This is a genomic window from Mesorhizobium sp. M7A.F.Ca.ET.027.03.2.1, assembly GCF_003999175.1.
In the GTDB taxonomy this organism is placed as follows: Bacteria; Pseudomonadota; Alphaproteobacteria; order Rhizobiales; family Rhizobiaceae; genus Mesorhizobium.
Map to the genome: position 1 here is coordinate 1 of NZ_RZOM01000012.1, position 19,908 is coordinate 19,908.

15 protein-coding genes and 3 pseudogenes are annotated in these 19,908 nt (G+C 57.2%); 16 read left to right on the forward strand and 2 right to left on the reverse strand.

Going from position 1 to position 19,908, the window contains the following annotated elements:
• The 7 genes from EN750_RS01355 to EN750_RS01385 all read left to right on the forward strand — a co-directional run.
• On the forward strand, nucleotides 1-439 hold a 439-nt coding region (locus tag EN750_RS01355), incomplete at its 5' end, for an SDR family oxidoreductase (RefSeq protein WP_127395397.1).
• An 818-nt stretch (nucleotides 440-1,257) separates the two neighbouring features.
• Nucleotides 1,258-3,285 (forward strand): CocE/NonD family hydrolase, encoded by a 2,028-nt coding sequence (locus tag EN750_RS01360; protein WP_126080632.1) that lies wholly within the window; start codon nucleotides 1,258-1,260, stop codon nucleotides 3,283-3,285.
• Nucleotides 3,286-3,591: 306 nt separating this feature from the next.
• Nucleotides 3,592-5,175: an ABC transporter substrate-binding protein gene (locus EN750_RS01365; RefSeq protein ID WP_126080633.1), complete on the forward strand. Its 1,584-nt coding sequence runs from the start codon at nucleotides 3,592-3,594 to the stop codon at nucleotides 5,173-5,175.
• A 15-nt stretch (nucleotides 5,176-5,190) separates the two neighbouring features.
• Nucleotides 5,191-6,129, forward strand: a complete 939-nt coding sequence (locus EN750_RS01370) for an ABC transporter permease (protein WP_126080634.1) — start codon at nucleotides 5,191-5,193, stop codon at nucleotides 6,127-6,129.
• 1 nt (nucleotide 6,130) lies between these two features.
• Nucleotides 6,131-7,024, forward strand: a complete 894-nt coding sequence (locus tag EN750_RS01375) for an ABC transporter permease (protein ID WP_126080635.1) — start codon at nucleotides 6,131-6,133, stop codon at nucleotides 7,022-7,024.
• Nucleotides 7,021-8,034 (forward strand): ABC transporter ATP-binding protein, encoded by a 1,014-nt coding sequence (locus tag EN750_RS01380; RefSeq protein WP_126080636.1) that lies wholly within the window; start codon nucleotides 7,021-7,023, stop codon nucleotides 8,032-8,034. Before EN750_RS01375 ends, EN750_RS01380 begins: the two co-directional genes overlap by 4 nt.
• Nucleotides 8,031-9,035 (forward strand): ABC transporter ATP-binding protein, encoded by a 1,005-nt coding sequence (locus tag EN750_RS01385; protein ID WP_126080637.1) that lies wholly within the window; start codon nucleotides 8,031-8,033, stop codon nucleotides 9,033-9,035. Before EN750_RS01380 ends, EN750_RS01385 begins: the two co-directional genes overlap by 4 nt.
• Before the next feature lie 1,227 nt (nucleotides 9,036-10,262).
• Here EN750_RS01385 and EN750_RS01390 read toward each other — a convergent pair.
• Nucleotides 10,263-10,874, reverse strand: a pseudogene (locus tag EN750_RS01390) (hypothetical protein); the annotation flags it as partial.
• A 283-nt stretch (nucleotides 10,875-11,157) separates the two neighbouring features.
• Here EN750_RS01390 and dddP point away from each other — a divergent pair.
• From dddP to EN750_RS01405, 5 genes are all read left to right on the forward strand, one after another.
• A complete protein-coding gene (dddP, locus tag EN750_RS01395; protein ID WP_126080638.1) occupies nucleotides 11,158-12,489 on the forward strand; it encodes a dimethylsulfonioproprionate lyase DddP in 1,332 nt (443 codons plus the stop codon).
• 1,114 nt (nucleotides 12,490-13,603) lie between these two features.
• On the forward strand, nucleotides 13,604-13,807 hold the full coding sequence (locus EN750_RS40340; RefSeq protein ID WP_245466463.1) for a hypothetical protein: 204 nt from the start codon (nucleotides 13,604-13,606) through the stop codon (nucleotides 13,805-13,807).
• Nucleotides 13,795-13,992 (forward strand): hypothetical protein, encoded by a 198-nt coding sequence (locus EN750_RS40345; RefSeq protein ID WP_245466462.1) that lies wholly within the window; start codon nucleotides 13,795-13,797, stop codon nucleotides 13,990-13,992. Before EN750_RS40340 ends, EN750_RS40345 begins: the two co-directional genes overlap by 13 nt.
• 16 nt (nucleotides 13,993-14,008) lie before the next feature.
• Complete coding sequence (locus EN750_RS40350; protein ID WP_245466461.1) at nucleotides 14,009-14,233, forward strand: tyrosine-type recombinase/integrase; 225 nt, start codon at nucleotides 14,009-14,011, stop codon at nucleotides 14,231-14,233.
• A gap of 364 nt (nucleotides 14,234-14,597) precedes the next feature.
• Nucleotides 14,598-14,816 carry a transposase zinc-binding domain-containing protein gene (locus EN750_RS01405; protein WP_245466460.1) on the forward strand — a complete coding sequence of 73 codons (219 nt, stop codon included), beginning with the start codon at nucleotides 14,598-14,600 and terminating at the stop codon, nucleotides 14,814-14,816.
• 154 nt (nucleotides 14,817-14,970) lie between these two features.
• Here the strand turns inward: EN750_RS01405 and EN750_RS40355 are convergent.
• A pseudogene (locus EN750_RS40355) lies at nucleotides 14,971-15,598 on the reverse strand (transposase); the annotation flags it as partial.
• A 388-nt stretch (nucleotides 15,599-15,986) separates the two neighbouring features.
• Between EN750_RS40355 and EN750_RS01415 the strand changes: the two are divergent.
• The 4 genes and pseudogenes from EN750_RS01415 to EN750_RS39260 all read left to right on the forward strand — a co-directional run.
• Entirely contained in the window at nucleotides 15,987-16,970 is a 984-nt protein-coding gene (locus tag EN750_RS01415) for a thiamine pyrophosphate-dependent dehydrogenase E1 component subunit alpha (protein ID WP_126080640.1), read from the forward strand.
• Nucleotides 16,971-16,989: 19 nt separating this feature from the next.
• Nucleotides 16,990-17,997, forward strand: a complete 1,008-nt coding sequence (locus EN750_RS01420) for a pyruvate dehydrogenase complex E1 component subunit beta (protein ID WP_126080641.1) — start codon at nucleotides 16,990-16,992, stop codon at nucleotides 17,995-17,997.
• 141 nt (nucleotides 17,998-18,138) lie between these two features.
• Complete coding sequence (locus EN750_RS01425; protein WP_245466459.1) at nucleotides 18,139-18,900, forward strand: SDR family oxidoreductase; 762 nt, start codon at nucleotides 18,139-18,141, stop codon at nucleotides 18,898-18,900.
• Between the two features lie 591 nt (nucleotides 18,901-19,491).
• A pseudogene (locus EN750_RS39260) lies at nucleotides 19,492-19,908 on the forward strand (hypothetical protein); the annotation flags it as partial.

Consider the following 19,908-nt stretch of genomic DNA (forward strand, 5'->3'; position numbering starts at 1 on the left):
GGCAACGATGCGGGTCAATTCGGATGCTGCATTTTGGTGTGCGAGGGCCTTTGGCCGGCACATGATCGCCCGTCGCTGGGGCAACATCGTGAACATCGGATCCATGTGCGGCATGATAGTGACGCAGCCACAGAACAACACCGCCTATATTACCAGTAAGGGCGCCATTCACATGATGACGAAGTCGCTGGCCTGTGCCTGGGCAAAGCATAATGTGCGAGTAAATGCGGTAGCTCCAGGATATGTTACAACAGAGATGACAATTTCCCCGAGGAATGAAAGCTCATTTCAGTATGATCGATGGTTAGAGCAGACTCCGCTGGGAAGAATGGGCGAGTCCCATGAAGTTGCATCCGCGGTGCTGTTTCTTGCCAGCCCTGCATCAAGCTATTGCACGGGAGCCATCCTGTCCGTTGATGGCGGCTATACATGTATGTGAGCGACGGATAATTCATTGGAAGTGACTAACTGCCGCGTCAGTAAGATGTCACTTCAGAATCAATATAAGCGTATCGATTTGGGGGAGTGGAATGTTGGTGCAGGTGCGTCGGGTGCGGAGCCACCTAAGAGCTTAAAATCGTGGCGTGAAGGATAACTTGGACGTTCGGGTTTTAGAGAGAGATCTCGTTGGGGAAAACGGGCCATGGCCTGCTATTTGGCGCATTAACCGCCGCTGATCCGCCTGCATCCGCCGGCCGGTCGCGGTTGCGGGAAGAACATCCGCTGGCTGGCCGGAGTCAAATAAAGTCGTATAGCCGGACGATGCGTGACGATCCTGCGCAACCGCGGAATACGGATCTCCATTGCGAGATTTGTCGGGCTATCACTAAAGGCTGAGAGGTGCCCCAGATAGGCTGATGGGAAGTTGATGGCAAACTAGGCTCGGTGAGGCGACCGGTCTCACGCCACCATGACATCCCGCCGCTCGGGTGTTGGGCCGAGCCTTGACGCGCTCCATGCGAGAGCCAAGTTGACCTAAGTCTGCGCGAAACCTGTCACTCGGGACTAAGGCTAGCGAGCGCAACGTTTGATATGAATCGGCTTTATGCCAGTCGCGAGCTTTTCAGTCTGCGACTCTTCAGCCTCGTCGTCTATTCGAGGTGAGGACGAGGACGGCGCTCGCAACTTGGTCGCCGGTCCCCCTTCGACGAACACGGGTATCCCTGCCACCGCTTTTGTTCCAGCAGGTTACCCGCCGCCTTCTTGCTGAACCTCAAGGGCAGTTCGGCAAGCGCGAACGCATATGAGGATTGGACCATGGATGACATCCGCGTTGTTACCGACTTCCCCCGCAAAGTGCGCGAGATCGAGAATGTCTGGATCCCGATGCCGGACGGGGTAAAGCTCGCTGCCCGCCTCTGGTTGCCGGAGGACGCCGAGGCGGACCCGGTCCCCGCCATCCTCGAATACCTGCCCTATCGAAAGAGGGATGGGACTGTGGAGCGCGACCAACTCACCCATCCATACTTCGCCGGGCATGGCTATGCAGGTGTGCGCGTGGACATGCGCGGTTCGGGTGATAGCGAAGGGGTCTGCAGGGGCGAATATCTCAAACAAGAGCAGGACGACTGTCTTGCCGTGATCGAATGGTTGGCGAAGCAATTATGGTGCTCAGGCAGTGTCGGTATGATTGGCATCTCCTGGGGCGGGTTCAACAGCCTTCAGGTTGCTGCCCGCCGTCCGCCAGCCCTCAAGGCGATAATCTCGCTGTGTTCGACCGACGATCGATACCGGGATGAATGTCACTATTTCGGCGGCGCGCTTATGTGCGAAAATTTGATGTGGGGGGCAGCGGCTTGGGCGATTGCCATGACCCCGCCCGATCCAGCTCTTGTGGGAGAACGCTGGCGTGAGATTTGGGAAGAGCGGCTCAACGGCAACGGGATCTGGCTGCAAGACTGGTTCGCGCACCAGCGTCGGGACGATTTCTACAAGCATGGTTCTATCTGCGAGGACTATTCCAACATCGAGATTCCTGTCTACGCGGTGGGTGGCTGGGCGGACGCCTATCCCAACGCCATCTTGCGCATGCTCGAGAACCTGCCGGGACCTCGCAAAGGCCTGATCGGCCCTTGGGCTCATAAGTATCCTCACATCGCCATGCCCGGGCCTCGCATCGGCTTTCTCCAGGAATGCTTGCGCTGGTGGGACCAGCATCTTAAAGCCATCCACACCGGCGTTGAGGACGAGCCGATGTTGCGCGCGTGGATTCAGGATCCTTTGCCCCCCGCCGCCATCTACGACGAGCGGCCAGGCCGTTGGATCGCTGAGCCTTCCTGGCCGACGGCGAGCATTGTCGAAAGACGGCTGTCGCTCTCACCGGGACTTCTTGCCGAAGGAGATGGCAGTGATGCTGTTCTTACGATCTGTTCACCGTCCACTTCGGGGCTATCATCCGGTGTTTGGTGCGCGTATGGCGCAGTGCCGGACCAGCCCATCGACCAGCGCATGGAAGCCGGAAACGCCTTGGTATTCGAAACCGAGCCTCTTCTGGAGGAGGTAGACCTTCTCGGCTTCCCCGAGCTTGAGGTAACCCTCTCTTCCGACAAAGCAGTGGCAATCCTATCGGCCACGCTTTCGCTCGTGTTTAAGGACGGCTCGGCCACCCGTGTGAGCTATGGCATTCTGAATTTGACCCATCGCCACGACGACCTCGATTTGAAGCCAATGACGCCCGGTAAGGCTGAAGCAATACGCCTGAAGCTGCGGTCTTGCGGGCAACGCTTTGAAAAAGGGCAACGCATAAGGCTCGCCATCGCCACCAGCCATTGGCCTATTGTCTTTCCTAGTCCAGAGAGGGCAAGTCTATCAATACATTGTGCGGCCAGCAGGCTTATCTTGCCGGTGCGCAAAGCGAATGCCGTAGACTCCAAACTTGTACCGTTTCTGAAGCCAGAGAGTGCTCGGCCGATGGCAACAGAGACTATTAAGCCTGGTAAACCTTTCTGTCGCGAGGTAATCACCAACCAAGCCACGGGCGAGACAACTTTCCGGATGGCGAGCGACGCGGGGACCGTGGTGCATCCGCACACCGGAATGGTCATTTCGGCTAAGCACAGTGACACACTTACCATGCATCCCGACGATCCGAGCTCGGCGCGCGGAACCTCCAACTGGGAAAAGTCGTACGCCCGCGGTAACTGGAACGTGCATATTGCGCTCTCGGCCACTGTCCGCGCGCTGCGCGACGTATGGCGCATCGAGACACATATCGTGGCGAAGGAAGGCGACAAGCTTTTACTTGAACGAGACGACGTCAAGGAGTTCGCTCGGGACTTAAACTGACCGGTACTGGTCCCGCTCGGCCGGGGTTCAAATGTCGCTTTTTACAACGAGATAGTAGGTATTGACGCGTTCCAACCAGCAGTGAGGTTCACGCCATCTCCGCAACTTCTGAAGGAAAGAGTGCTGCGTCGGCAACTAGGCCGAGAGCTCATGACATAAACAGAATTTATGCCTGACGGTATCTTTTCCGCCTGCGGCTTGGCTGCCCCATAGTATATTCCAAAGAGAAACACACCCGAGCAAGGAACGCGGGCGCCGCGGCCACGGCAAGACGCCTCGGCAAGTCGCTCGGCAAGGGGAACAGCCATGGAGGACATGATGCAAAGTGTAAGCCGCCGCACCTTTCTTAGGGCAGGAGCCGCGCTAAGCGGTGGCATAATCTCTGCTGGCATGCCCTTGTCTCAAGTCATCTGGGCGGCCGAAGGCAAGGTGCTCGAGGTGCGTTCCAGTGGAGACCTGGTCACGCTGGATCCCGCTTTCCTCGGGCAGGCGGCGGAAGTAGACCTAACAAACTGTATCTATTCAAAGCTCACGCGATATAAGCCCGGCACCGAATGGGGCTGGGAGTTAGAGGCTGCAGACAAGATCGAGCAGGTTGATCCCACGCATATCCGATTTCGCCTCAAGAAAGGCATAAAATTTAGTGGCGATTACGGCGAGCTGACGGCCAAGGATGTTAAGTTCTCTTTCGAGCGCGTCATCAAGCTCAATTCACCCATCAAGCCCCAATGGGGCTCGTTAAATCACGTCGAGGTGGAGGACGACTACAGTGGTGTTATCGTGTTCAACGCGCCATTTGCGGCTGTTTGGCTTGTTCCGCTGCCTTATGCCGTCGGCCAAATCGTTTCTGAGGCTGCGGTAAGGAAAGCCACCAAGGACGGCGGTAATTTCGGTGTGAAGCCGCCAGCATTCTCAGGTCCCTACGTGCTGGCTGACTGGAAGCCCAACCAGTACGCACTTCTCACGAGAAATCCGGACTGGTCAGGCCCCAAGCCGGGCTTCGACGAAATCCGTATCCTGCCTATTCCGGACGCTAAGGCAGCGGAACGTGCTTATCAGGCGGGCGACGTCGATTTCACCGTAGTCGGTTTGGACTCTCTCGCGGCGTTCAAGAGCAATCCGCCCGCCAACACGGAGATCGCGGAAAGGGCATCGACCCGTTATACATGGATCGGCATGAACATGGATCATCCCAAACTGAAGGACATAAATGTCCGCAGGGCGATCCAATGGGCGATCAATGTACCACAGGTTTTAGATACCGCGTATGACGGTCAGTCAATTGCGGCCACGGGTATTATTCCTCCAGGTATCGTTGGGCATCGCGCAAAGACTCTGGTTCCGCCGGAAGGTGATCTCTCAAAAGCCAAAGAGCTTCTCGAGAAGGCTGGGGTAAATGGTTTGACATTGAGCCTCGACTGTACAAACGACAGCCAGACTTCAGCCATAGCTCAGACGGTGCAGGCACAATTGTCCCAAGTCGGAATTTCTCTGGTGGTTAATGCCCGAGATCCCGGGACATTCTGGTCACTCGGCGTGGAGTCTGAGGGAGACAGCTGGAAGGACGTGCAGCTCTTTATTATGACCTTCTCCGGACTGCCGGATCCGTACGACTACGTGACTTGGTTCGTGCAAGATCAAGTGGGTATATGGAACTGGCAACGCTTCCGCAGCCAACGCTTTGACGAGCTAAACGCTAAGGGACTGTCCATTAACGATCCCAACGAGCGGGCAAAGGTTTACGAGGACATGCAGGACTTGATGGAAGATTCTGGCGCATTTCGGTTCCTGACCAATGAGACCAATCCAATCCTATATCGGAAGACGCGAATGAAAGCGGCGATGCGCCCAGATGGAACCCCATTATATATCGATTTCCAGCCGGCTTAAGCTTGAGCGTGAACTGTGTGGATCTATCTACTGAAACGCGTTTTCCTCGCGGTCGCCATTACGGTGATCGCGGTGACCCTTGTGTTCATGATGATCCATGCGGTGCCTGGCGACCCAGCCGTTGCTCTGCTAGGTCCCCGCGCCACGCCTGAAATGATAGCGCACCTTCATCGGGAGATGGGGCTGGATAAGCCGCTTGCCGTGCAGATCGTCATTTTCTTCGAAGGGCTGCTGCAAGGCAATCTTGGTTTTGATGTGTTGAGCCAACGTCCGGTTGCGGACATAATATTCGAGCAACTTCCTTATACTATCGAACTAATCTTCGTCTCGATTTTGTGGGCGGTGGCGATTGCGGTGCCGCTCGGTTGTTATTCGGCCATGAGGCGTAATTCTGTCATCGACCAGATCGTCGCGATCATGGCAGTCGCCACGATCGCGATTCCTTCGTTCGTCATGGCTGTCTACGCACTCCTGATCTTCGCTGTCACGCTCCATTGGTTACCAGCAGTCGGAGCCGGACAGGGTTTTTTGGACGGCCTTGTTCATCTCATTCTGCCAGCCTTCGCCGTCGGGATCGGCTGGGTTGGATACATCTCCCGGCTGGTACGGGCATCCATGATGGAGATCCTGGGTGAAAACCATGTGCGAATGGCCCGTTCCTTCGGCATTTCCGAATGGCGCATTGTTTTGCATTACGCGCTGCCGCTTGCGATCCTGCCGACAGTGACGATCCTCGGCGTGGGCATAGCGTGGTTGCTTTCGTCAGCTGTCTTTATCGAGGTCGTTTTCGCAAGACCAGGTATCGGTGCCTTGATTGTACAGGCGGTCAACACGCGCAACTATGCAGTCGTAATAGGGGCCGTGCTAGTCACCACTGTTGTTACTGTCTTGGCGACGACGGCGTCCGATCTGATCGCTGCCTCTCTTGATCCTCGAACCCGCGAGAAACTTTAGCATGGCGAGCCTTGAAGCGCTCCGCGGCGAAACTGGCCCAGAGCTAGCACCCGGCAGCTTCCGTAAGACGGTGCGGCAACTGCGCAAGAACCGTCTTGGCGTCCTTGGAGCCGCGCTGGTCGCGATCGTTTTCGCAAGCGCGATCTTCGCCCCGATCATCATTACACATGATCCGACCCGCATCATGGTGGGGCCGCGCTTGGCGGACCCGTCACTACTTTTTCTTCTGGGCACCGATCAACTGGGCCGCGACACATTCTCGCGCGTCATGATGGGCGGCCGCGTCCCGCTGCTTGTCGCCTTCGCCTCGCTAGGCAGTTCGCTGGCAGCCGGCCTCGTGCTTGGTCTGATCGCAGGCTTCGGACCGAGGTGGCTGGACAATTTGCTCCTTCTTTTATTCGATACGATCCGCTCCTTTCCGGGCATCATCTTCGCGTTGGCGATTATCGGCTTACTTGGACCCAGCCTGGCCAGCATGATTTTTGTTATCGCAATCACCTCTATGCCCATTTATGCACGGGTCGTGAGGACCCAGACAGAGGCGCTACGCAACAGTGAATACATCGCCGCAGAACGCACTCTGGGCGCTGGCACGATGCGCATCCTGGCAGTGCACGTACTGCCTAATGTTATCGGCCCGCTTCTCATCCTCGTGAGCATGGACGTGCCCGCGGTAATCGCGGTGGAGGCCGGTCTCAGCTTCCTTGGTTTGGGCGTACGTCCACCCACGCCCGATTGGGGAGCAATCCTCAACGACGGCTATAATTACATCCAGCAGACGCCGTGGCTTGTGGTTGGCGGTGGTATTCCAATCGTCCTCGCAACGCTGGGCTTCACATTCCTGGGTGAGGCGCTACGCGACATGTTCGATCCAAAGCTGCGGAAAGATCTATGATACCACACGATCGGTCATCGCAATCGACCACACCCCTCCTGGAGATACGTCACCTCCATCTTGATTTCGGGACACCAGAGGGGCGCATTCATGCACTGCGAAACGTGTCGCTTAATGTCGCAGCCGCAGAGGTGGTCGGCGTTGTCGGCGAAAGCGGATCTGGAAAGTCGACGCTTGCGTATACGGTGATGGGTCTGCTTTCGGAAAATGCCGATGTCACAGGTGGCGAGATCCTGTTTGAAGGGCGAGACCTGCTGAAGATGCCGGCTCAGTCGCAGCGTAGCCTGCTTGGCGATCGACTTTCCATGGTTTTTCAAGATCCAATGACTGCGCTTAATCCTGTGCGCACCGTTGAGAACCAGATGATCGACATCCAGCACCACCAGCAAAAAAGCCGGAGTGAAAAGCGTGCTCGTGCCATCGACATGCTACACCGGGTCGGAATTCCGGATCCGCAAAACCGGATCGGGGCCTATCCGCACCACTTTTCCGGCGGCATGCGTCAGCGGATATGTATAGCCATGGCGCTGCTTGTAAAACCCGTGCTCCTCATCGCCGACGAGCCGACGACTGCGCTCGATGCGACACTTGAAGTCCAGATCATCCATCTGCTCAAAAATCTCCAAAGGGAGATCGGTTGCTCCGTCCTCTTCGTATCCCATCATCTTGGAGCTGTGGCTGAGTTGTGCGACCGGGTCGTCGTCATGTATGCCGGCGAAGTGGTCGAACAAGGCGATGTGCGCAGCATATTCCGCAATCCCGCTCATCCCTACACCCGCGCCCTGCTTGAGTGCGACCCGGGGCGGCTTAAACGAACCACACGCACATTGCCGACCATTTCCGGCGAGGTGCCCAGCCTCCTGGGCTTGAAGAAGGGGTGCATCTTCAGCGCGCGATGCCCGCAGGCATATGATCGCTGTCTCGAGGAACAGCCAGTCGATCGCCCGATCAGCCCAGGGCAGACGGCACGATGCCATCTGCTCGAAGAAAATCGACTAGTTTCGGCATGAGTGCCCTTGTCAGTGTTCGGGACCTCTGCGTCCGCTTCCGCACGATGGGGCCGCTTAAAGCGCTCGCGACCGGGACAAATGCGCCTTTCATCGACGCGGTATGCAGTGTTTCTTTTGAAATTCACAAGGGTGAGACGCTGGCCCTTGTCGGCGAGAGCGGCTCCGGAAAATCCACCGTCGCTCGCACGATGATTGGCCTGCAGCGGGCGGTGAGCGGCAGCATCAGCTTCGATGGGCAGGAACTCACGGACCTCAGTGCGGTAGAACGCAAGCCCTACTTGCGACGCATGGCGATGACGTTTCAGGATCCGATCGGTTCACTTTCGCCCAGGCTGACGGTGCGATCGATCTTGACCGAGCCTTTCCGCATCCATGGGCTGAAGGATCGCGATTTAGGAGCTGAAGCGACGCGCCTCCTGCGGATGGTGGGCTTGCCGGCCGATTTTGTTGGCCGCTATCCTCATCAACTCTCCGGTGGTCAAGCCAGGCGCGTCAGCGTGGCGCGCGCCCTAGCGCTCAATCCGGACTTGATCATCGCCGATGAGCCGACCGCGGGCTTGGATGTCTCGGTGCAAGGCGAGGTGCTAAATCTTCTCACTCGCCTGCAGGACGAACTAGGCATCGCGATCCTGATAATCACGCACAACCTCAATGTAGTGCGCCACATAACTGACCGCATGGCAATCATGTATCTCGGCCGCTTCATTGAAGTCGGCACGACGCAGAGTATTTTCCATCAGCCAAGCCATCCCTATACCGAAGCGCTGCTTGCGGCCAATCCCGAACCGGACCCAGACGCAGTGCTCAACAGGATTGAGCTCAAGGGCGAAGTGCCAAGCGTGATGTACCGGCCATCCGGCTGCGAGTTCCACACCCGGTGTCGTTACGCTCAAGATCGCATCTGTGGCCGCGTCGCTCCCCCATCCTCAGTGAGCCTGCAGGACCCGGAGCACAGCTTTAGATGCCATTTCCCGTTAAGCTCCAAATCGTTGACCTGCTGAACGTTCATCCCTCGCGGAAACTGGGGGCCGATTTGTTTAAAATCTTGGCTGGGCTTAGGCAATTTGTCAGGCGCGAAGCCTTTCATCAGCGCAACAGACCGCGGGTCTGGCGTAATGCATTGGCATTCCATGGCGAGCAATTGGGGTGTTCCGGCCGAACAGCCGAACCCGGCGATTGCGACGGCGTAACATAAAAACGGGGTGGCCTCGAGGGCTTCGCAACTGGGGAACTGCGGTTGGTGGGCACCCTCGGCAGGCGTCCATGGTTCAGCTGTGCCGCACAAGCAGTGCCCGGTTCGCGCGCCCTATGAGGGTACGGCTTATGGGGGTAAGGCGGAGGCGCCCACTGTTCCCGCCGGCGCGCTAATAACGAATGGGGCATCAACATCATGCTGCGCATCAAATTCAATGATTGAATCTGGCATCCAGGGACCGATAACCTCGGGCAACCGGTGTCCGTGTCCGCTATGTAGTAAGCGCCTATGAAGTGGCGGCGCTCCTCTACACGTATTTCGCGAGCGCCGAATCGTTCTGGCTTAGAATAGCGGTCCTGGAACGCTTCTTGTTGGGACGAAAGCCACAGATGTCGCTCAGCCCGAAACTGGCTTGCAATCGAGATATAGTGGGGTTCCATCTGGGCGCATTGCCGCCTGCACCTTCGTTGTGCGATACACGACGGGAGTGGCCCCGTGGGTCAGGAATCGGAAATTCCCCGGATTCTTCCATGAGGTCCAGCATCTCCTCGTAGAGCTTTCCACGCTCATTAGGTCAGCGATGGAGAGTCCCTTGACGTTCAGTTCGTCATAACGTTTCGCTCCGGAAGCGTTGCCAATTCCAAACGCCAACTTGAGCCTGCGTGGTACGCATCCGGTGAAGACCGCAGACGTGCGTATCTGGTGGCCAGAGAACCTGAGCACCGGAGTGCTGGGGTCAAGCTTTCGATGGGGAGACGCGATGATGTTCTTCGAGGAGGAGTTTGACCTCCTCGAAGCCTTCATCGGTGAAGATCCCGTCGTCATCATTGGCGCCGTAGACCCAGATGACGCCGTCCTAATCCGGGACACAAAGGGGGTGAACTCCCGTCTCGACGGCGCGGGCGTCGCCGCCGTTGCAAAGGCGGTCGTCGCCATCCGCTCGTACCATGCCGCAGCGAGTCAAAGCGGCCCGCATCTGACCCTGCCTCTGTCAACCAAGGACAGCCGTGCGGTGCTCGTGACGCTTAAGGTGGAAGCGGAAGGTGAGGCGCTGATGGCGGCCGAGCAGGCACGCGCCTTGGGGTGCTTGTGAGCGGCGTAGTTGTCAAGAACGACGTGGATGGCCCTGCTGGCCGCCACCTCGGCATCGACAGCGTTGAGTGAGGCGGATGAATTCCTGGTGACGATGGCGCTGCATGTTCCTGCCGATAACGGTGCCATCGAGCACGGTAAGGGCGGCAAACAGGGTGGTCGTGCCGTTGCACTTGTAGTCGTGGTCGTGGTGCCGAGCCTACCCTTCATGGGCAGGCCGGGCTGGGTGCGGTCGAGCGCCTGGATCTGGGCTCTTCTCGTCGACCGACAACAGGATAGCGTGAGCCGGTGGATCAACTAGTGGCATGGCCGACGACGTTGCGCAGTTTGTCGACGAACTGCGGATCGTTGCAGAGCTTGCACTGGCGCGCCACACGCAAGTCTTGAACTTACCAGATTGCCGCATGATCTCGAGGGTGCCCACGCCGTCGCTGCTCAACAGAATGATCTCTGCGCGCCAAACGTGCTTCTGCAGCGCACTGCGATGGGCGCGCTGATCAGAGAGAGGCTGACGATCAATCGAAGAAACGGTGAGGTATATTCCTGTGCGCATGTACCAGACTCGCATGCGCACTCACAAAAGGGAATCCTCAGCCGAACTCTTATGTCAGGCGTAAACCACTAGCACGACAGGGCTCCCGGCAAAGCTCTGGGATCGACAGATTGCCCATTGCGGCGCGCTGGAAGGCTACCTGGTTCCAGTTGTGGTCGCAGGCACCCCAGAGCACGAATGCAGATGAATTGACTTTATATCGAGCAATATTTTTTCCGCCTTTAGCATCCAAGAAATCCGGTCTTAGATCCACGTAAGAGTGAGCCACTAGGGCGGCCTTAACATGTCCTCGTTTTCGATTGTGAACCACAAAATTGATCCCACGCGAGTGGCAAAAGCACTTAAGCCGGATGGGAGCATGGATGACAACGATCGGGTTGAAATTGGGCCGACGGACGTCGCCTTTGCGGAGTGGGCAGCCTTGGGCCTGACCACGCCCAACCTAGATCGTATGCGCAAGACCCGTCTTGATCGGATTGTTCTGCAACTCCGCCAAAGAGACTATGCGGGCGTGCTCTGCTTCGACCCGCTGAACATACGATACGCTTCAGATTCCTCGAACATGCACATATGGATCATGCACAATCCGTCACGAGCTGTGTTCGTATCGGCCGACGGCTATGTCGTTCTCTGGGATTTCCATCGTTGCAGCCACCTGTCAACCTATCTGCCGCTCATCAACGAAACCCGGGATGGCGGGGCCGGCTTTTACTATTTCGTTGCCGGCGACCAAGAAGAAGCAGTCGCCAAGGACTTTGCCGGACAAATTGACGAACTGTTGCGCCGCTCTGGTGGCAAAAACCGTCGTCTTGCCGTCGACAAGATCGAAATCCCCGGCCTTCGTGCGCTAGATGCAGTTGGCATCGAGGTTTGCAACGGCATGCAGCTCATGGAGCACGCCAGGGCCATTAAGGGAATCGACGAGATCAACGCCATGCGCTGCTCTCTCGCGACCTGCGAGATTGCCGTTGCCAAAATGCGAGAACGTTTGCAGCCCGGCATAGCCGAAACGGAACTTTGGTCGGTTCTTCATGCCGAAAACATCGCACGTGGTGGCGAGTGGATCGAAACGCGCATTTTAACTTCCGGCCCGCGCACGAACCCCTGGATGCAGGAGGCCGGCCCCCGTCGCATTGTCTCAGGAGACCTCGTCGCCTTCGACACCGATATGGTGGGCCCGTACGGCATGTGTGCCGACTTCTCCCGCACTTGGCACTGCGGTGACGGCCGACCCACCGAAGCACAGCGAAGGCTGCACGACATAGCCTACGAGCACGTAGCTGCAAACATGGCTATGCTAAAGCCGGGCGTCTCTTTCACCGAACTCACTCAGCGCAGCCACAAGCTTCCCGCGGATTTCGTCAAGCAGCGATATGGCGTCATGATGCATGGCATTGGTCTTTGCGACGAATATCCCGCGATTCTCTATCCTGAAGACTTCATCCCGGGAGCATTCGACTATGTTCTCGAGCCCGGAATGACCCTGTGCGTCGAGGCTTATATCGGTGCCGTCGGTGGGCGGGAAGGCGTAAAACTGGAAGAGCAGGTGCTCGTGACCGAGAGCGGAGTTGAAAATCTCACGAGATGCCCGTTTGATGAGGCTTTGGTGGCCTAGGGATTTCGGCCGAGTCTCTTCAAATTGTCCAATTCTTGAGAGATCCGCGGAAAAGCTGTTTGTTGCGCATCTGGCTCAGCACTTTTGCGGAAGTTGGCTTTTCGTTGGTCCAACTCGCCCGCCTACATTCGTAGAAAGGGGGGTGGAGGCATCCAAGTCCATGGTCGACGCCCTGACCCGCGAGTGCTGTCGATACTCTGACCAGCAGTCGGGCAGTGGCAGCTGTGGCGTCAGATTTGCAGCAAGTCCGCTGTTAGCCTCCGAACACACGGTCTCTGTTGGGGGTGGCGCATGTGGCCATTCCGCCAAGGATATTGGTCGAATTGCAGGCAATAGCCGGTCAGTGTCAGGTCACACTGGGTTGGCGCTTCGTGACGACGATTTTCGTGTAGCAGACATTTCGCTGAGTGGTTTGCATGCTCTCGATCTTGGCTGGGGACACAACAATGTGGAGCTTCGGTGTATGGAGCGCGGATCGGTCGTCATCGTTCGGCGTGTTCGGTGCTCCATGGGGCGGTCAATTCATCTGCTTACGTCACAGCCGGGACCTGCTTGACAAGAAACCTGAGGCAGCGCGATACTATGAGAAGTCCCTCCTGTCGTGACGGAACGCTATCTCGGAGGATAAATATGCACTATTCCCTAGATATACATGCCGAGGCTGGGCGTTTGTTGGAAGAGAAATGCTGTGCGATTTCCGCCCTACTGATCACGACTCCCCTGGTCGGCTTGCTTTTCGCATTTGCGTCACAGGGGACAAATCTTTTTGACTCTACTAACCCGGAGAGGGCCTTCCTCCAGAGTTCTTCGATCGTGCTGCCGCCGCGCTGAGCAAGTCCAATAAGTCTGCCACGGATGTAGCTAAGCTGAGCGTCCGACGGAAACGCCCCAGTGTTGATTTTTCGAGCTTTCTCTGACTTGCCTGTCGGAGTCCACCAGAGGCGATCCGTCGCGACGCAGCCTAGTGCTACTTTGGCAGATTTTTGGCGATGTGGGCATTTTGAGGATTGAACGAAGCCGCTAACGCGGCATTTGGCGGATCGGTTTGCAGGAACGCTTCTGTTTTGAAGGATCGCGGCTGTTGAAGCGCAATCTGAGAACAGGAGCTACAGAAATGGCCAAGTTGACCCCAGTTCCCCGGCGCATGATCGAGGATATGACGATCCGTAATCTGCCGCCGGCCACGCAGCGATCCCCACGTGCATGCCGCGGCGAAGTTTTCGCGCTACTTGGCCGTTCGCCGGACCGGCTCGGTCTGGAGGACGTGCGCGCCTTCCAAGTTCATTTGATGTCGACCGGAATCTCGTGGCTGCGCTGAACCAGACGGTGTGCGCGCTGCGGTTCCTCTACGGCGTGACGCTGGGCCATGCCGAGAGTCCGGAGCGGATCGTCTATGCTCGCTCGCTACGCACGCTGCCGGTGGTATTGAGCGCCGACGAAGTCGTGGCCTTCCTAGAGGCGGTGCCGAGCCTGAAGTGCCGTACGGCCCTGACGACGGCCTAAGAGCAGGTCTCAGTGCTTGGAGACTGTCGGGCTGAAGGTCGGCGACATCGACAGCGGTCGCGGGGTGATCCGTGTTGAGCACGGCAAGGGCGACAAGGACCGCACCGTGATGCTGTCGGCGCAGCTTCTGCGCATCTGCGAGTCTACTGGCGGCTTGGCGAAGCCGCGGGACTGGCTGTTTCCCGCGCGCGGGTGTTATTTGGGCTTGTCGTTCGGCGCGTGCGGCCGCCTAAGCGGGTGACGGTCCACACGCTCAGGCACAGCTTCGCCACGCATCTTCAGAACGCACCGACATCCGCACCATCCAGGTTCTACTCGGCCACAACAATCTGTCCGGCGGCGCGCTACGCTAAGGTCTCGAACAGCCTCATCCGACGCACGACAAGCCCGGCTGAACATCGAGGTGCCGCCAGGGTGAGTGGTACCGCCATGTCGGCGAGACTGAAGGTGGCGGATATCTTCCGCCGCCATGGCGAAGTATATAGACAGGTTCATGACGGCTATCTAGGCTCGCATCGAGCGGCGTGTGATGAGCGCGATCGAGCTCTGCCGGACCGCCGAACTGGGCGGCCAGTCTACGGCTGCCGCTCCTGCGGTCGATCCGCGTGGCCTACAATTCCTGTCGCAGCCGGCACAGTCCCAAATGCCAGGGTCAGGCCTGCCGGGACTGGCTTGCCGCACGCCAGAATGAACTGCTGCCGGTGCTCTATCACGCAGTGTTCATGCTGCCGGCTGAGGTTGCTGCGATCCCTTTCACAAGGCGGCACCTTATACGCGGCCGAAACGCCTGCGCGCGAAGCCAATCTCAGGCATTTGGGAGCTGAGATCGGCCTCATCGCGGCGCTGCATAGCTCTCATCTACCATCCCGCCTGATTGTATCGTACCGGGTGGTGGTGTCTCGCCCGACGGCACACGCTGGATCTCGTGCAGGCCGGGCTCTTTTTACTCGTGCGCGTGCTGTCGCGCCTGTTTCGCTGGCGCATGACACGGAAGACGCGCTTGTGATTGACGGCCGGTTCGCCGTCTTTCGCGTTCCCTGTTCGTCAGGGCTGTGATGCGACGATCGCCATAGGTCGGGCGTTCGTCGATCAGGCGGCGACCAGCTCCAAGAGCCCATCGTCATCGGGGTTGCGATAAGGCCCGCGCGGCTTCACCAGGCGATGCAACTCATGGAGATGGGAACGCGCCGCCCCGAGGGTCTCGGCAACGGCCTTCATCGGGAACCGTCCCTCGGCTGCGACAAGAGCCGCAAGTTCGGTTTTTTGACTCCGACCTGGCCAGCGCGTCTTTGAGGATCTCCACTTCCATGGTCTTGCGGCCGAGAAGCCGCTCGAGGTCGCGAAGGCGCTCTTCAAGCCGCCGCACTTCCGAACTCCCGACCACAGATTCGTCCGATCCCACCGCAGCCGTTCCGCCTTCCTTCAATAAACGGCGCCAACGATACAAGAGATTTGGCGCCACGCCTCATCGTGCGGCGACAGAGGACACGGTCTCACCCGGAAGGAAACTCTCCTCGATAATCTGCAGCTTCTGTTCGGTCGTCGTCCAGTGTCGGCGCCGTACCTCCCCGGTGATCAGTTCAATCCGTCGACAGTCGTCAGCCATAAGCCTGTGCTTGAGGATATCCCCAAGCCTCCCGCGTTAGGCCGACTGTCCGGCCGAAATGGGGGCCAGTTCAGGATCCGACATTGTTGGCGAACTTCGAACAAAGGAGGTCTGTGCAGTTCTTTCACGACGCCTTTCTTCGATGAAGAACAGTGTAATGCGAGCCTTCAGGTCAAATGGCATGACGCATGCACAGGGTTGTGCGAGCCGGAAGGAACAAGGCCATGCTGACAGAGAACCAGATGAAAGTGCCTGCCGAGATCGTGCCTCGCCAGGAGAATGCCGAAGAGACCCGCCACGTACCTTCGGAGCTCGAGCACGAGGATTTAGCCGATGCGCGCTGTTGGAATGCAGGCGATCGCCCCTTGCTGACGGGCAGGGTTGGGTCATGCAGTTGAAGGGCGATCGTAGGCTAGAGGCTTTTCGACGGATGCTTCGCATCCGCCGATTCGAAGAAGAAGGTAGGCGCCTGTTCAACGGTGGTCAGATCCCTGGTTGGTTTCACACGACCGTGGGTCAGGAAGGCGCTATCGTCGGAGCAAGCCTCGCCCTCCGGGACGATGACGCCATGACCGGAACACACCGTTCGCATGGCCATCCGATTGCGAAGGGCGCGCATTTGCAGGCGCTTATGGCAGAACTGATGGGTAAGGAGGGCGGCGTTTGTAAGGGGCGTGGCGGTTCGATGCATTTTGCGGACAGTTCAGTGGGGATTATCAGTGAATCGGGAATCGTCGGAGGGGGCATTCCTCTTGCCACAGGATGCGCATTTAGCGCCAAGGTGCGCGGCGTCGATCAGGTTACCCTTTGCTTTTTCGGCGACGGAGCAGTGAACCAGGGCACTTTTCACGAGAGCCTCAACATGGCCTCGTTGTGGAGGCTTCCCGTCATTTATCTTTGCGAGAACAATGGCTATGCAATGACCACCTCCGTAGCAACAAGCCACGGACAGCCGGACATTGCCCTACGAGCGGCAGGTTACGGAATTCCAGGAGAAATAGTAGACGGACAGGACGTCAGTGCCGTCTATCAATCTGCGGCATATGCGGTCACGCGAGCACGCGCGGGGCAGGGACCCACTCTCATAGTGGCCAACACTTATCGGTTCGATGAACACAATATAGGCTTGGCCGTTTCTGGGGAGCCTTATCGACAGGTCGCAGAAGTCGAGGCACACAAACGCGACCGGGACCCAATTTTGCTATATCGCACTGTGCTGCTCGAAGAGGGTGTAAATGAAGAGACTCTAGCAACCATCGAGCATGAAGTGGCCCAAGCCGTCACACAGGCCGTACAGTTTGCTTTGGCTAGCCCCATGCCCCGGCCCGAAACGTTGCCCGACTATATGTTCGTGTCGACCATTGCCCGCTAAGGGTGGGCTGGAGGGATTAATGGATGTGAAAGACGATACCCACAGAGACGCAGCCACGCCCGGTCCCCATATTCAGATGACCTATTTTGAGGCAATCGTGCAGGCCCAGCTAGAGGAAATGCATCGGGATGAGCGCGTTGTATTGTTGGGAGAGGACGTCTCAGTTCATGGCGGCGGCAAGCTTATCGAATGCTTCGGCAAGAACCGGGTTTGGAACATGCCAATTTCAGAAGGCAGTTTTACGGGACTTGGCATCGGGGCTGCCATCAATGGTTTGCGACCGATTGTAGACATTTCAACTGCCAGTTTCATCTATCTCGCTTGTGACCAGATTGTAAACCAGGCCTCAAAATTGCGGTATATGACTGGGGGCCAGATAGACATCCCAATCGTCTTTCGCTGCTGTATGTTCTCGACGGGCTCCGAAGCGGCACAGCATGCCGACCGGCCTTACCCGCTTTTTATGAACGTGCCGGGCCTTAAGATTATCAGCCCGACCAGCGCTGCCGATATCAAAGGCCTCATGAAATCCGCCATTCGCGACGGCGATCCTGTGCTCGTCTTCGAGGACACCCGCCTCTGGCCTCTCAAAGGCGACGTCCCCACGGATCCGGACCATTTAATCCCAATTGGCAAAGCGGACGTGAAGCGCGAGGGGGAGCACGTTACCGTCGTTGCCATCGCCGGTGCTATCAGGCCGACCATGGAAGCTGCCAACTACCTCATCGAGGAAGGCATTTCGGTCGAAGTGATCGATCCACGTACATTGAAGCCGCTCGATTATGAGGCAATCAAGATGTCAATCGAGAAGACCGGACGGCTGATTATTGTCGAGAACGGACACCGTATCTGCAACGTCGGAAGTGAAATCGCAGCGGTGATGGCGGAAGAGTCCTTCGATCTTTTGAAGCGACCTATCTTGCGGCTGAGTGCTCCAGATATTCATGTCCCATTCAGTCCGGCTCTTGAGAAGGACTTTTTTCCAACACGGGACAGCATTGTTGGCGCCATACGACAGTTACTCTGAGTTCCCAAAAAACGCATGAATGGAAGTAACACAGCAACTGCCGTTATCGTCGCAGTAGGAGGTGATAAGACGCGCTTAGAAAAAGAAGGCAGGCCATCAGACGATAGGCGGGAAACATTCCAGAAGGGATAGGGCTTATACATGAGTAAATCATTCATCGATGGCAGATTCGGTCTGAGTGGGAAGACCGCTTTGGTGACCGGCGGAGCACGCGGCATCGGATTGCAAGTCGCGCTTACATTACAAGAAGCTGGCGCCGATATAATTCTCACTGGAAGGGATCGGGTTCGCGTGGCCGCGGCGGCAGATCAGTTTCCAGTCAAGCCTAAAGTCTATCAGCTCGATGTTAGGGACTCGCAGGCGGTACGCGATCTCGCCGATGGCATCGCCGTTTGCCCTGACATCCTTATTAACAATGCCGGGGTGTCCCGCGCGGCGCCGACGAAATATACCACCGACGAGGATTGGCGAGCTGTCCTTTCAGTCAACTTGGACGGCCTGTTCTACTGCAGTCGCACCTTCGGCTCTCTCATGGCGGAGCGCGGTTCCGGCGTGATTGTAAATATCAGTTCGATATGTGGAGATGTTGTCACCCGACAGGAATCCGTAGTCACGGCTTACAATGCGAGCAAGGCGGGGGTAACTATGGTAACCAAAACCCTTGCTTGCGAATGGGCAAGATCTGGGGTTCGGGTGAACGCAGTGGCGCCTGGATTCGTACAGTCAGAGATGACCGACCAGTATCCTGTAGAAGTGGTCAGGGCATGGTCTGATCGGACGCCAATGGGCCGCTTCGGCCAACCTCATGAGATTGCATCTGCCGTCCAATTTCTTGCTAGCGACGCGTCAACCTATATCACGGGAACGGTATTGTTGGTGGATGGTGGCTACACTTGCTGGTGAGATTTTCTATTGGTTAATTCTGGTGGGCCATCCTGCTGCCTGGGGTGACAAAGCAAGATGATCTACCCATCGAAGTTTCTGTGCGTCGCACTACTTGATCCATAGTTTCGTAGTCAAAAGCACGGTGAACGTCAACCGAATCGATGAAGCTATCCAGCAGTTTGGCGGTGCGTTCTTGAGGCCGCTGTAGGTTAGGTGTAAGGCCGTTCACCAAGCTCGTTTGAATGACAGTTCGCGCGACGAGCAGAAGCTCGTGCATCGTACCTTCTCCCAGACGCTCCCCAGCCAGCTGAGTGATGTAGACACCGGTCATCACCCGTTGCCATGGGATCTCTGGTCCTTCACCAGGATCGGTGCGGCGGTAACGGATCCCATCATCGCGCCTCTCATTCCCCAGCCGACTTGCGCGAGAAGAATAGGCCTATATTGCGGCAACCAAGACACTCTTTTTGGTGGTCATGACGTCACATCCTGCAACAGATAAATACAACTACTTCACAAGAATTTACCAATCGCAAACCACGAGCAGTGGTATGTTGGACGAACTCACGCGCGGAAAAAAACCAGACAAGCTATTCGGAGTCGACAAACATGAAAAGAAGAGCGCTTATCCTGATCGAGGGTACAAGGAACAATGGTCCTCTATATGTCCAAGCGGCCCGAAGTCTTGGCCTGCACTCGATTACCCTGGCGGCTGATCCACTTAGGCACTACTATCATGCCGCAGAAGACAGTGAGGTAATCTGTGTGGACACATCCAATCTCGATGCGCTGATTTGCGAGTGTGTTCGGCTGCATGCGACCTATGATATTGCTGGGATTACGAGCTCGGAGGAAGCTGCATATGCGACAGTCGGCATGCTCTGTCGACATTTCAATCTGCCAGGTCCGAACGCCGAATCGGTTGAACGATGCTGCGATAAATTCACTCAACGTCAGCTGCTTGGGCAAGCCGACATTCCAATTCCTGCCTACGCGTTGGCAACGAATGCGAGCGAGGTTGTAAGC

Coding starts and splice junctions, on each gene's coding strand:
- EN750_RS01360 (WP_126080632.1), top strand. CDS start 1,258: ATGGATGACATCCGCGTTGTTACCGACTTCCCCCGCAAAGTGCGCGAG.
- EN750_RS01425 (WP_245466459.1), top strand. CDS start 18,139: ATGAGTAAATCATTCATCGATGGCAGATTCGGTCTGAGTGGGAAGACC.
- EN750_RS40340 (WP_245466463.1), top strand. CDS start 13,604: ATGGCCAAGTTGACCCCAGTTCCCCGGCGCATGATCGAGGATATGACG.
- EN750_RS01380 (WP_126080636.1), top strand. CDS start 7,021: ATGATACCACACGATCGGTCATCGCAATCGACCACACCCCTCCTGGAG.
- EN750_RS01420 (WP_126080641.1), top strand. CDS start 16,990: ATGGATGTGAAAGACGATACCCACAGAGACGCAGCCACGCCCGGTCCC.
- EN750_RS01385 (WP_126080637.1), top strand. CDS start 8,031: ATGAGTGCCCTTGTCAGTGTTCGGGACCTCTGCGTCCGCTTCCGCACG.
- EN750_RS01375 (WP_126080635.1), top strand. CDS start 6,131: ATGGCGAGCCTTGAAGCGCTCCGCGGCGAAACTGGCCCAGAGCTAGCA.
- EN750_RS01415 (WP_126080640.1), top strand. CDS start 15,987: ATGCAGTTGAAGGGCGATCGTAGGCTAGAGGCTTTTCGACGGATGCTT.
- EN750_RS01365 (WP_126080633.1), top strand. CDS start 3,592: ATGGAGGACATGATGCAAAGTGTAAGCCGCCGCACCTTTCTTAGGGCA.
- dddP (WP_126080638.1), top strand. CDS start 11,158: ATGTCCTCGTTTTCGATTGTGAACCACAAAATTGATCCCACGCGAGTG.